The following is a 13379-nucleotide window of genomic DNA, read 5'->3' as shown; positions in this document are numbered from 1 at the left end:
GCTTATGTCTCCAATTTGTGTTTGATTTGATTTGCAAAAAATTGCTTGATTACTTGATTGAATTCAGTTTCTGCTTCAATGTTTGAAATGTGCGAAGCAGGCACCTCTTGTAGTTGAGACCCTTTAATTTGGGACTGCATATACTGAGCATCACTAATAGTGGTAACAGGATCTTTATCCCCGCTGATAATTAATGCAGGAATATTGATTTCTGAAATCCCCCCCTTAAGATCCTCAGTAGCCAATGCCTCGCAACAACTTGCATAACCTTCAGGGTTCATATTTTTCAAGTTAATCAGTAATTCGTTAACTGCTTTAGGGCTTGAACCATAAAACTCTGGTGTAAACCATCTCGAAGGAGCGGATTCTGCGATAGTATTGAGACCCTCTTTTCTAGCTAAAGCCGCCCGCTCATTCCATGCCTGCTCATTACCTATTTTTGGCGCAGTATTTGCAATCACTAACGCCTCAATTCTTTCGGGCGCATTGACCGCTAGCCATTGACCAATAAGCCCGCCCATCGAAATTCCACAGAAGAAAGCCTTATCAATATTGAGGTAATCAAGAAGACCTAAAACATCATTTGCTAGCTGTGCAATGGTGTACGGACCCTTTGGAGAATGAGTTAATCCATGACCTCTAGTGTCGTATCTGATTAAGTAGAAATCTCTTCTTAATACTTCAAGCTGACCATCCCACATGGAATGATCTGTTCCAAGGGAATTAGAAAAAATAATCGCTGGTTTGTGAGGGTCTCCATCTGTAAGATAAAAAACGTCAATACCGTTAATGTGCGCAATACTCATTACTACTCCTAAACTCGTTCAATAATCATGGCTATACCCTGCCCAACGCCAATACACATAGTGCACAGTGCATACCTGCCTTTGGTACGTATGAGTTGGTACATTGCCGTTGTGACCAGTCTTGCGCCTGATGCGCCCAAGGGATGCCCCAGAGAAATAGCGCCACCATTTGGATTAACGTGCGCCGTATTGTCTGGAAGACCAAGATCACGAGTGACCGCCAAGGCTTGAGAAGCAAAGGCCTCATTTAACTCAATCACATCCATTTGGCTTAGCTTTAAACCCGACTTCTCTAATACTTTCTTGACTGCGGGTGATGGACCAAATCCCATAATTCGTGGAGCAACACCTGCTGCAGCAACTGCAACTACACGCGCTTTTGGAGCTAGAGAATGCTGCTTAATACCCACATCTGATGCCATGAGCAAAGCGCAAGCGCCATCATTAACGCCTGAAGCGTTTCCGGCCGTAACAGTACCGCCCTGCTTCACAATACTTTTCAAAGAGGCTAGCGTTTCTAATGTTGTTAAACGTGGATGCTCATCTTTTGCAAATACAACTGGGTCACCCTTTTTCTGAGGGATATTGACGGGGATGATTTCATCATCAAAAATTCCCGCTTCTTGCGCTTTAGCGGTACGTTGCTGACTGGTGAACGCAAACAGATCTTGATCAGCACGGGAAATCCTAAAATCTTCAGCTACATTTTCAGCTGTCTCTGGCATTGAATCCACGCCATGATGTGCTTTCATGAGCGGGTTAATAAAGCGCCAACCAATGGTTGTATCTTCAATCCTTGCAGTACGCGAGTATGCGGAATCAGCCTTACCCATCACGAATGGAGCACGCGACATACTTTCTACGCCACCAGCGATCATCAAGTGATTGCCGCCCCCTTTAATAGCATTTGCAGCAATACCAATTGCATCAAGGCTAGATCCACATAACCTATTAACGGTAGAACCAGGAACTTCGACAGGCAGACGAGCTAACAATGCAGCCATTCTTGCGACGTTGCGGTTATCTTCACCAGCTTGGTTCGCACAACCCAGAATGACATCGTCTAGCGCAGACCAATCCACAATATTGCGCATCATCAATGCTTGAATTGGGAGGGCAGCTAGATCATCTGCCCTTAAAGTAGCCAGTGAGCCACCATATCTACCAAAAGGGGTTCTGATAGCGTCACAAATATATGCGTTTACAGTATTTTTCATTATTCAGCCATTGATAAAGGTGCGTCGGTGAGCTTCTGCAACTCATCCAAGGTAAGTCCAGGAACCATTTCACTCACAATCAAACCGTTTGGCGTTACATCAATAACGGCAAGATCTGTGTAGATACGGTTTACACAAGCCATCCCAGTGAGCGGATAAGAACATTGCTCCACAATCTTAGCTTCACCATTCTTAGTTACGTGCTCCATAGTGACAAACACGTTTCTAGCGCCAATTGCCAAATCCATTGCTCCACCTACGGCTGGAATGGCGTCTGGTGAACCTGTATGCCAATTTGCTAAATCGCCATTTTGAGCAACTTGGAATGCTCCCAACACACAAATATCAATATGCCCACCGCGCATCATCGTGAACGAATCACCATGATGGAAATAGGAGCCACCCTTTAATAGGGTGATAAATTCTTTCCCTGCGTTGATCAAATCAGAATCTTCATCCCCCTTAGCTGGAGCTGGACCCATGCCAAGAACCCCATTCTCGCTTTGTAAAAATATTTCTTTATCAGCATCAAGGTAATTAGCAATCTTTGTAGGCAACCCAATACCTAAATTAACGTAAGAGCCCTCCGGAATATCTTGAGCCACTCTTTGAACAATTTGTTCTCTAGTTAAACGTTGGTATGCCATTTTTATTTCCCCTTTACAGCAACAACGTGCTTCACAAAAATGCCTGGTGTAATAACATGCTCGGGATCTAGATCTCCCAGAGGTACCACTTCATTTACCTGAGCGATGGTGCATTTAGCTGCGGTCGCCATAATGGGGCCAAAATTTCTAGCGCTCATTCGATAAGTAAGATTGCCCCAGCGATCACCCTTAAATGCTTTAATGAGTGCAAAGTCGGCATGAATCGGATACTCAAGCACATAGCCTTTGCCATTAATAACTTTGCTTTCTTTGCCTTCAGCCAAGAGGGTGCCAAATCCTGTTGGGGTATAGATAGCACCAAGACCAGCCCCTGCCGCCTGAATGCGAGCCGCTAAGTTACCTTGCGGGACTAATTCGAGTTCAATTTTTTTGGCATAGTACAACTTATCAAACTCGTAAGAGTCAGATTGCCTTGGAAATGAACAGATAATCTTCTTTACTTGACCAGCTTTTAATAAGGCAGCTAAGCCAAGATCACCATTTCCAGCATTGTTATTTACTACTGTTAACTCTTTGGCTCCATGCTCAATCAAAGCATCAATTAACTGCGCAGGCTGACCAGCCGTCCCAAAGCCCCCAATCATGACGGTTGAGCCATCTTTGATTTGTTTTATAGCCTCATGTATTGAAGCCGATGTTTTATCAATCATTCTTTTCTTTACTCTTTAATTTCAATAAATCTTTATCAAAAACAACATATGCAATAGATCCAATCACAATTCCCCAGAATGCTGATCCCAGACCTAAAAAAGTCATGCCAGATGCAGTTGCTAAAAATGTGATTGCGGCAGCCTCACGATGATCAGGTTCCTCTAAAGTGCTCATGAGGCTAGTGACGATTGCGCCAAGTAAAGCTAAGCCAGCCAAAAGCGCGATGAGCTCTTTTGGAAGACTAGTGAAAATGAGAACGATTGAACCTGCTAAGGAACCGCCAATTAAAAAGAAAACGCCGCTGAAAATGCCTGCAACATATCGCTTGTTTGGATCTTCGTTAGCTTCTTTGCCTGTACATAGGGTTGCCGTAATCGCTGCAGTCGTAGTAGTAATGCCACCAAAGAATGCGGTTACCAGTGACATGAAGCTTGTAAAAGTAATAATGGGCTTAGCGGGCACGTGATAGCTCGATAACTTGAGGATTGCCATTCCCGGCAAGTATTGGCCGGTCAAACTTACTAGAACCAACGGTATTGCAAAGCTGAATGTTGATTCCCAAGTCCACACAGGAGCTATGAATGTAGGATGCGCCAAAGCTAGCCTGAAATTATCTGGATTAACATCACCAATGAGATATGCCAGCCCGATTCCTGAAAATAAAACAACTAAGATCGCGAATTTTGGTATCAGCCTTTTAAATATCAGATAAATTCCAATCATCGATAAAGCCAAGGCAGGCATGGTTGATACAGATTTAAATATATTGATACCAAACTGAAATAAAATGCCCGCCATCATTCCGGCTGCTATTCCCTTGGGTATATGCTTTATTAGCTTGTCAAAGGTACCTGTAATGCCAATCAATAGAATGATCATTGCGGCAGTGATATAAGAAGAAATTGCCTCATTGACCGACATATGCGGAAATAAGGCGATTAAGAGAGCAGCACCAGGAGCGGACCAAGCAGTAATGATCGGCATCTTGTATTTCCAACTGAGATAAATCCCGGAAATGCCACCACCAAACGATACCGCCCATACCCAGGAAGATAGAACTTCATTAGATACCTGAGCTAGAGATGCGGCCTGAAAGAATATCAGCATCGGCCCAGCATAGGAAATCAATACAACAAGAAAGCCAGCCGTAATTGAAGAGGGTGAAATATCTTCGAAAAAGGCGCGCTTCATTAGCCCAAATCTCCGCCACCAACTGGTAATACTGTGCCAGTGATATAAGATGACTCATCAGAAGCTAGGAATAAAATCGCCCTTACCTGCTCCTCAATTGTTCCATACCGATGCATCAAACTGGAATCAATCGTTTGGTCAATGATCCCTTGATACCAAACCTCTTCTTGCTTGGATAATTTATTCTTGTTTCGCGGAATCTTTCTCGGAGGAGCTTCAGTTCCACCAGTGGCGACCGCATTAAAGCGAATACCATCTTTAGCGTGCTCAAATGCCAAGCTAGCAGTCATCGCATTTACTCCGCCTTTTGCTGCGGCATATGGAATACGGTGAATACTGCGAGTGGCAATAGAAGAAATATTTACGACAACGCCATGCTTTTGCTTAATCATCACCGGTAATACAGCTCTACAACACCATAAGGTTGGAAACAAGGAGCGACGAATCTCTGCCTCTATTTGATCTTCATCATAGTTCTCGTAAGGCTTTGCCCAAATAGTGCCACCGACGTTATTAACAATAATATCGATCTTTTTAAATGCCTTTACTGCCTCTGAAATTAGCTTTGAAGCACCAGCATAGGTCTCTAAATCAACCTTAACCGTCAAAGACTTTGCTTTTAGCTTACCTAGCTTCTTTGCCACATCATCAACTAGATCGGAGCGGTCGGCCAAAATAACCTTGGCACCCTCTTTAGCTAGGGCAATTGCCACGCCTTCGCCAATCCCTTGGGCAGCACCCGTGACAATAGCAACTTTATTCTTAAATCTTAGCGCCTGAGTCATCATGCACCTACAGCACTTGGAGAAAATTTCTCAAACAAGAAATTTGCTGGGGTAACACCTGCGCCAGACAACCAATTGCGTACAGCATCTACCATGGCTACTGGACCACATAGATAAATATCCACCTCACCTTGGTTTAACCATTCGTTTTCAATATGCTCTGTGACATAGCCTTTGCGATCATGAGTACTTTCGGATGAAGCAACCACCGTCCGATATTCAAAATCAGGCAGTTTTGTTTTCATAGCTTCGAGCTGATCTAGAGCTACCAAGTCCATATCATTTGTCACACCGAATACCATCTTGATTGAATACTCAGAGCCCGATGCAGCCAAACAGTCCAGCATCGATAAAAATGGTGCAATACCTGTTCCACCAGCGAGAAATAACACCGGACGCTTAACTTCGCGCAGATAGAAACTGCCATTTGGTCCGGCAAATGAAATCGCATCGCCTGACTTACCAATGTCTGCTAGATACTGACTCATACAACCATTAGGGACATTACGCACTACAAAAGATGCAATGGATGCGCCTGGCGGAGAGCTAAAAGAATAGGCCCGAGTTAAGTCTGTTCCTGGAATTTGCACATTGACATATTGGCCAGGTAGAAACGTTAGAGAAGCAGGATCATTTAACTCGATCGAGAATCGAATGGTTGAACTAGATAACTTTTCAATCGATGCGATCTTGCCTGGGAATGAAGATGATCCAGTCTTACAGGCAGCAGAGGAAGCAGGAATTTTCACTACACAATCCGACTTGGGCTTCATCTGACAAGCCAGGATCTGACGCTGAGCAGCCTCTTCCGGAGTAAGTGCATCCTCTATATAGCTAGACTCAGGTAGATCATAATCACCAGATTCACATAAACCACGGCAGGTACCACAAGCCCCATCCCTGCAATCAAGCGGAATATTCACTTTCTGACGATATGCAGCATCAGAAAGTTTTTCGCCTTCGTTGCAGGAAATAAAGCGAGTTACCCCGTCTTCAAACTGTAGTGCGATGTTATAGCTCATAGCATTCCGCCGATTTATTAAATGTGATAGATATCAATGACTTGACTGATGTAATCATTTTTAAGAACGATGTATTTGTTCAAAATGATTGGCTTATCGCCAGAGAAGTCGATTACATAACGAGACATACCAAAGTAGCTGTAGTTGGTTTTGTATCGATGACTTAGGGTGTGCCAATTAAAGCGAACCGTACAAATATCACCATCACGCTTCTCTAACTCAACATTAGTAATGTTGTGACAGGTTCTGGTATCAGGCATGGTTGCGCTTGAGCGTTCAGTCTTAATACGGAATACACGATCCTCAAGGCCTTGACGATTTGGGTAATAAATCAAAGAAATTTCTTCTTGTGGATTTGTGACTAACTCATCGTTATCGTCCCAGGAAGGCATCCAAAACTCAGCGTCTGGGCTATAGCAATTAAGCCACTCATCCCACTGCTCATCGTCCAATAGGCGACTCTCGTAATACAAAAATGCATTGATATCTAATATGGAGATTGTTTTCATGCGTTCACCTGCTCTTGCTCAACTGCTTTTTTCATTGTTTCAAGCCAATAGCGATGCTGAACTGTGTACAGGCCCTCATCTTCAGTTTTCAAGCCACTTAATACGGGTTTCAAGCCGATCTCTTTAGCCGCATCGTCAGCGCCTTCAATCCAATGCTCTGAACCACGACACATATCGCTCCACTCGATCGTCTTTGCAGCAAAGCCTTCCTGGCAAGCTCTAAACTCTTCCAAGTCATCTGGAGTAGCCATACCGCTCACGTTAAAGAAGTCCTCGTATTGACGAATTCTTCTAGAGCGCGCTTCTGCTGACTCGCCTTTTGGAGCAATACAGTAGATAGTGACTTCAGTTTTATCAACAGCTAATGGGCGCAGCACGCGAATTTGGGAGCCAAACTGATCCATTAGGTACACGTTTGGATATAAACAAAGATTTCTAGAGCGTTCAATCATCCAGTCAGCAATTGGTTTGCCAAACTTATCGGAAAATTCCTGGTGCCTCGGGAAATTTGGCCGGTCCTGTGGATTAGCCCACTTTGTCCAGAGGAGCATATGGCCGTGATCAAATGAATAGAAGCCACCACCCTGCTTACCCCACTTGCCAGCATCCATTGCTTTGATGTTGTCTTCGCGAATTGCTTCTTGCTCTTTACGATGGTTGGTAGTTGCAGCATAGTTCCAATGAACAGCAGATACGTGATAACCATCAGCACCGTTTTCTGCCTGAAGCTTCCAATTACCGTTAAAGGTATAAGTTGAAGCGCCCTTCAATACTTCGAGTCCATCAGCAGATTGATCCACAATCATGTCAATGATCTTGGCGGCTTCACCCAAAAAGTCCTTTAAAGGGGCAACATCATCATTCAAGCTACCAAATAAGAAGCCGCGATAGCTTTCAAACTTAGGCACCTTCTTGAGATCGTGTGAGCCTTCCTTGTTAAAGCACTCTGGGTAGCCGGCCTCCTCTGGATCTTTTACCTTCAAGAGCTTTCCGCTGTTATTAAATGTCCAGCCGTGGAATGGGCAAGTGAAAGTAGCCTTGTTGCCGCGCTTATGACGACACAACTGAGCGCCACGATGGCTACAAGCATTCATCATGGCATTCAGTTCACCCTGACGATTACGAGAAATGAAGATTGGCTGACTACCAATATAGGTAGAGTAGTAATCATTGATGTTTGGGATTTGACTTTCGTGCGCCAAATAAATCCAATTACCCTCAAAGATGTGCTTCATCTCTAATTCAAATAAGTCTTTATCGGTAAATGCACTACGGTGGAGGCGATAGTCGCCCTTCTCTTTATCCTCGACTAGAAATTCATCAAGGCTTTTGAGTTTTGGACTGTTATCTACATGAATTGGAATCATTTTTTTATCCTTTATGAAGGGGGTGCAAGCACCCCAAATTCAAATTACGCAGCGAAGTGGGCTCTATCAACAATTCCTGAAGCAGCTCCAGGCTTCTCAACCACTAAATGAAGATCAAAATCAATGGATACATAAGGCTTACTCACACCTTTTGCCTTCATTTCAGCTGGATCACTTACACGAACTAGTGGCGGTACCAAACCTTCACGACTAGCAAAAGCGAAGTCATCCCAGAGGTACTTGTCACCATCAATATTGATTTGAGTAGTTAACTTTCTATGACCAGGTGCCGTCACAAAATAGTGCACGTGCGCCGGACGCTGGCCATGGCGACCCAATAGATTCAATAATGCTTGGGTAGACCCATCCGGAGGGCATCCGTAACCATTTGGCACGATGCTTTGCATGGCATAACGACCATTCTCATCAGTGATGATCGTGCGACGTAAGTTATACGCAGGCTGAGTCTTGTCAAAGAATGAATAGCCACCCAATGTATTGGCATGCCACATTTCCACCTTTGCATTAGCTAATGGCTTACCATCCGCGCCAAAAACTGTGCCCTGCATAAACAGTGGATCAGCTTTATCCACTTCAGAGCCATCATCCATTCGAGCAAAACCTTTAGACTCTGGAGCGCCGGCAACATACAAAGGGCCTTCAATTGTGCGGGGAGTTCCGCCTGCCAGGCCAGCCTTCTCATCAGCCTCATCGGAACGTATATCTAAGAAGCGCTCTAGACCAATACCGGGGGCTAAAAGACCCAATTCATTACGGGCACCGGCTTCTGAGAAATACTCTAAACCTTTCCAAAACTCTGTTGGGGTGATATCTAAGTCTTCAATCGCTTTGCATAAATCAGTCACCAGGCGAAGAGTAATTGCCTGAACTCGCAGATTGGCAGGAGAATCCGCTGCATCTACGATCCATTCTTTTGCTAATTTTTCAATTTCTGTATGTTTCATTTTGTATCCTTAATAATTAATTTGATTTACTAAATTTCAATGTTGTTGAGTTGAGTTTTCAATGGATTAACTGTCATCTCCTCTTATAGAAGATGGATGTCTACATAAAGGCATTACTTCAATTTGCATATATGGGAAGAGTGGCAGTGTGGAAATTGCTGTATGCAACTCATCTACGCTCTCAACATCAAAAATGCTGATATTTGCGTACTGACCTGCAATACGCCATAAGTGACGCCACCTGCCAGATGATTGCAAGCCTTGTGCAATCTCTTTTTCTTTTGTCTTTAAGGCTGTCGCTTCTGCTACCGGCATATCCGGTGGCAAATTTACATTCATACGTACGTGAAATAACATGCTGTCTCCTATTTAGGCAGTTATCAAATCAACTTGATCGGAATGACCTTGTTGACGCTTTAAATAATTTATTTTTTCTATATCGAGCTGGATACCAAGGCCTGGGCCAGTTGGTACTTGCAAGCTGAAATCCTTGTAGACCAGTGGCTCAACCAAGATTTCCTCAGTAAGCAATAAGGGTCCAAATAACTCTGTGCCGAAGGCAAGGTCATTGAATGTTGAAAATACGTGGGCAGAGGCAGCAGTTCCTACTGCACCCTCAAGCATGGTTCCACCATACAAGCTGATACCAGACAGCTCAGCAATAGTTGCTACTTGAAGCGCTGGAAACAAGCCGCCGGATTGATTAATCTTCACAGCGAATACATCTGCTGCATATTTATTGGCAAGCTCTAATGCATCACTAGGACCATGCAATGCCTCATCGGCCATGATGGCAACATCAAATTGATTGGTCAGGCGAGCCATGCTGGCTTTATGAATTGCTTTAACTGGCTGTTCAATTAAATCAATGCCGCCAGCTTGCAGTGCTGCAATACCTTTAACTGCATTTAACTCGCTCCAAGCCTGGTTTATGTCTACACGAACACTAATATCTGGGCCCAGTGCTTTTTTGATTGCCAAGACATGCTCTACGTCAGCTTGGACTGAACGTAAGCCAATCTTTAATTTGAAGATATTGTGACGGCGCAGTGCAATCATCTTCTCCGCTTCAGCGATATCTTTATCAGTACTACCGCTTGCTAGAGTCCAAGCTACAGGCAACTGATCGCGAACTCGACCGCCAAGCAATTCACTAACTGGAATGCCTAAACGCTTGCCTTGTGCATCCAATAACGCAGTTTCAATTGCGCATTTTGCAAAACGGTTACCTTGAATAGTGGTACGCAACTTATGCATGACCTTAGCAACCTGGTCAGCCTTCATCCCAATAATGAGCGGAGCAAAATAGGTATCAATGTTTATCTTGATACTCTCAGGACTTTCTTCACCGTAGTTCAAGCCACCAATAGTGGTAGCCTCACCCCATCCCTCAATACCGTCATTACAAAGAATGCGCACCAAAACAAGAGCCTGGGCATTCATCGTGGCCACAGATAACCTGTGTGGGCGGATAGTCGGCACATCAACTATTAGGGTTTCTACTGATTTGATCATATCTATTTCGTATAGTTTTTCGATAAATGAACTCTAAACAGGTCTTTTTGACGAGTCCAAGACTGATTTGGTATCCTTTTGATACTTAAAAGGTATACATATGGAATTAAGACACCTACGCTACTTTGTTGCTGTTGCAGAAGAAAAGAACTTCACTAGAGCTTCTGAAAAACTGTTCATTGCACAGCCGCCCTTGAGCAGACAGATCCAACAACTCGAAGAAGAGTTGGGCGTAACTCTGTTTGTTAGGAACTCGCGACCCCTCAAACTGACAGACGCGGGCAACTTTTTCTATGAGCATGCCAAGCAGGTTTTAGCTAGAACTGGCGAACTCAAGGCTATGACTCAACGGGTTGGTAATATCAACCGAATTCTGAATGTCGGTTTTGTTGCATCAACGCTCTACGGAAAACTTCCGAAAATTATTCGAAAATATCGAGCCAAATTTAATTCCATTGAATTGCGGATGTATGAAATGACAACAATGGAACAGCTCAAAGCTTTGAAAGATGGAAAGATTGATATTGGCTTTGGACGAGTACGTCATGAAGACGCCAATATCAGACGGATTGTATTGAGGGAGGAAAAACTCATTGCTGCAGTTCCTTATGAGCACCCACTATCAAAATCAAACAAGCCCATCAACTTAAAAGACTTAGCCGATGAAAATCTCATTGTCTTTCCAAAAAATCCCCGTCCTAGTTACGCAGACCAAGTATTAAATGGTTTCAAAGAAAGGGATGTTCATCCCAAAAAGATTATTGAAGTTCGAGAATTACAAATAGCTATTGGCCTTGTTGCTGCAGGCGAAGGTGTATCCATTGTTCCATTTAGCTTGCAGGGCATGAAACGTGATGACGTTGTATATCTAGAATTAAATGAAAAGCATGCCTACTCCCCCATCATCATGAGCACTAGATCAATGGATAAGTCTGAAGAAATTAAGGCAATGCTTGATTTAATTTATTGCATCTACGATGAAGAAGGCATCCCATACACCAGAGAAGAACTTTAAAAACTCTAAAAGACAAAACCCTCACCATTACTGATGAGGGTTTGCTTTTCTGGTGGGCCCACCAGGACTTGAACCTGGGACCAAAGGATTAGATATTTTTTAATAAATTCGAATTAATTGGTGTTTAGATTTAAAACAGCTTCATGCGTAAATTAATCAAAAGTTACTAGCCAATAAGCGCTATATTTGACAGGTATGCACAGACAAAAAACTTACACTAAATCCGATTTAGCCAGAATTGCCATTATTGTTATGAGAGAAAAGGGGCTTGAGCCTGATTTTCCAAAAGAAGCTCATGACCAATTACAGACGCTCAATCTTCCTGGCGAAGATACTGATCCCAGCATTCGAGATCTGACTCATCTTTTATGGTGTTCGCTAGATAACGATGATTCTCAAGACTTAGACCAGCTAACTGCCTGCTCCCCCATGGAGAATGGAAGTCATAAGATTTACATAGCAATTGCTGATGTAGATTCTCTGATAAAAAAGGACTCGCCCATTGATCAGCATGCCAAGCTCAATACGGCATCCGTTTATACCTCAGCGCGAATCTTTCCAATGCTGCCTGAGAAGCTTTCTACTAATCTGAGCTCCTTAAATTTCAACCAAAGCAGGTTGGCTTTAGTTACCGAAATTATCATTAGCAATAATGGAGAAATTCAAGGCTCCACTATTTACCGAGCAAAAGTACTCAATAAGGCAAAACTTGCCTATGACGCAGTTTCAAGATGGATTGAGGGCAAAGGGGCAATACCTTCAGGCATTAGTTCGGTTCCGGGAATGGATTTACAAATTAAAACCCAAGATCAGGTTGCTCAGAAATTGAGAATGCGACGTCATCAGGCGGGATCACTGCAGCTTGAAATCTTTCAACCAAAAGCTGTCTTTGAGGGCGAGCAAATTATTGGCATTGCCGAGCAAGAGCATAACCGGGGCAGACAGCTTATTGAAGAGTTCATGATTGCAACGAATGAATCAACTGCTCATTTTTTGCTCAAGAAAGGAATACCCTCCTTGCGAAGAGTAGTTCGCAGTCCGGATCGTTGGTTAAGGCTTATCGAACTAGCAAAGAAATATGGAGAAAATTTACCTAATGAGCCTGACTCTAAAGCGTTGTCACAATTTTTGGCTAAACGCAATGAGGCTGACCCATTACGGTTTCCAGACCTCTCATTAGTTGTTGTCAAGCTCATGGGACCAGGAGAATATGTTTTAGAAAGGCCCGGGTCTGAACCTATAGGGCACTTTGGTCTAGCGGTACAAGACTATATGCACTCTACCGCACCAAATCGTCGCTATCCAGACTTAATCACCTTGAGAATGCTTAAAAATGCCATCAAAGATGACGTAAATGCATATGAAACAACTGAGCTTTACGCTTTAGCAGCACACTGCACCACCCAAGAAGATGCGATTCGCAAAGTTGAGCGTAGGATGAGAAAGTCAGAAGCTGCACTATTTCTTGAACCCTATATAGGCAAAGAATTTGACGGGATTATCACTGGCATTACACCAAACTATGGCTGGGTCAGAATCTTTAATCCACCTGCAGAGGGGATGCTTTTAAAGCTTCCGCGAGACGCCGCTATTAGCAACAAGATTCGCGTACAACTTGTTTCAACCGATGTTGAGATGGGGCATATTAATTTTATGCGTAGCAACTAA

At 43.5% G+C, this 13379-nt stretch carries 14 protein-coding genes; 2 read left to right on the top strand and 12 right to left on the bottom strand.

What is annotated here, in order from left to right:
- Positions 1-2: 2 nt before the first annotated feature.
- The 12 genes from pcaD to ICN34_RS01580 form a co-directional block, all read right to left on the bottom strand.
- Positions 3-806, bottom strand: a complete 804-nt coding sequence (pcaD, locus tag ICN34_RS01635; protein WP_216120451.1) for a 3-oxoadipate enol-lactonase — start codon at positions 804-806, stop codon at positions 3-5.
- Positions 807-814: 8 nt separating this feature from the next.
- A complete protein-coding gene (pcaF, locus tag ICN34_RS01630) occupies positions 815-2023 on the bottom strand; it encodes a 3-oxoadipyl-CoA thiolase (protein WP_215320798.1) in 1209 nt (402 codons plus the stop codon).
- On the bottom strand, positions 2023-2670 hold the full coding sequence (locus tag ICN34_RS01625; protein ID WP_215320799.1) for a 3-oxoacid CoA-transferase subunit B: 648 nt from the start codon (positions 2668-2670) through the stop codon (positions 2023-2025). The genes pcaF and ICN34_RS01625 overlap by 1 nt, the downstream gene beginning before the upstream one ends.
- 2 nt (positions 2671-2672) lie before the next feature.
- A complete protein-coding gene (locus tag ICN34_RS01620) occupies positions 2673-3341 on the bottom strand; it encodes a 3-oxoacid CoA-transferase subunit A (protein ID WP_216120449.1) in 669 nt (222 codons plus the stop codon).
- Positions 3334-4533 carry a benzoate/H(+) symporter BenE family transporter gene (locus tag ICN34_RS01615; protein ID WP_216120446.1) on the bottom strand — a complete coding sequence of 400 codons (1200 nt, stop codon included), beginning with the start codon at positions 4531-4533 and terminating at the stop codon, positions 3334-3336. Before ICN34_RS01615 ends, ICN34_RS01620 begins: the two co-directional genes overlap by 8 nt.
- Positions 4533-5318 (bottom strand): 1,6-dihydroxycyclohexa-2,4-diene-1-carboxylate dehydrogenase, encoded by a 786-nt coding sequence (locus ICN34_RS01610; RefSeq protein ID WP_216120614.1) that lies wholly within the window; start codon positions 5316-5318, stop codon positions 4533-4535. The genes ICN34_RS01615 and ICN34_RS01610 overlap by 1 nt, the downstream gene beginning before the upstream one ends.
- Positions 5318-6340, bottom strand: a complete 1023-nt coding sequence (benC, locus tag ICN34_RS01605; RefSeq protein WP_216120444.1) for a benzoate 1,2-dioxygenase electron transfer component BenC — start codon at positions 6338-6340, stop codon at positions 5318-5320. Before benC ends, ICN34_RS01610 begins: the two co-directional genes overlap by 1 nt.
- 17 nt (positions 6341-6357) lie before the next feature.
- Positions 6358-6849 carry a benzoate 1,2-dioxygenase small subunit gene (gene benB / locus ICN34_RS01600; protein WP_071466649.1) on the bottom strand — a complete coding sequence of 164 codons (492 nt, stop codon included), beginning with the start codon at positions 6847-6849 and terminating at the stop codon, positions 6358-6360.
- Positions 6846-8216 carry a benzoate 1,2-dioxygenase large subunit gene (gene benA, locus ICN34_RS01595; protein ID WP_216120442.1) on the bottom strand — a complete coding sequence of 457 codons (1371 nt, stop codon included), beginning with the start codon at positions 8214-8216 and terminating at the stop codon, positions 6846-6848. Before benA ends, benB begins: the two co-directional genes overlap by 4 nt.
- A gap of 44 nt (positions 8217-8260) precedes the next feature.
- A complete protein-coding gene (gene catA, locus ICN34_RS01590; RefSeq protein ID WP_216120440.1) occupies positions 8261-9181 on the bottom strand; it encodes a catechol 1,2-dioxygenase in 921 nt (306 codons plus the stop codon).
- Positions 9182-9247: 66 nt separating this feature from the next.
- The gene (gene catC, locus ICN34_RS01585) at positions 9248-9538 is read right to left on the bottom strand and encodes a muconolactone Delta-isomerase (RefSeq protein ID WP_216120437.1); all 291 of its coding nucleotides are present in this window, start codon (positions 9536-9538) and stop codon (positions 9248-9250) included.
- Between the two features lie 12 nt (positions 9539-9550).
- A complete protein-coding gene (locus ICN34_RS01580) occupies positions 9551-10696 on the bottom strand; it encodes a muconate/chloromuconate family cycloisomerase (protein ID WP_216120435.1) in 1146 nt (381 codons plus the stop codon).
- A gap of 100 nt (positions 10697-10796) precedes the next feature.
- Here ICN34_RS01580 and ICN34_RS01575 point away from each other — a divergent pair, with 100 nt between their 5' ends.
- Both ICN34_RS01575 and ICN34_RS01570 read left to right on the top strand, forming a co-directional pair.
- The gene (locus ICN34_RS01575; RefSeq protein WP_143143881.1) at positions 10797-11711 is read left to right on the top strand and encodes a LysR family transcriptional regulator; all 915 of its coding nucleotides are present in this window, start codon (positions 10797-10799) and stop codon (positions 11709-11711) included.
- Between the two features lie 195 nt (positions 11712-11906).
- Positions 11907-13379, top strand: coding sequence for an RNB domain-containing ribonuclease (locus ICN34_RS01570; protein ID WP_216120433.1), 1473 nt, complete (start codon positions 11907-11909; stop codon positions 13377-13379).

Source organism: Polynucleobacter sp. Tro8-14-1 (genome assembly GCF_018881655.1).
In the GTDB taxonomy this organism is placed as follows: Bacteria; Pseudomonadota; Gammaproteobacteria; order Burkholderiales; family Burkholderiaceae; genus Polynucleobacter.
The sequence above is the reverse complement of the archived record's forward strand: the minus strand, read 5'-3'. Positions and strand labels throughout refer to the sequence as shown.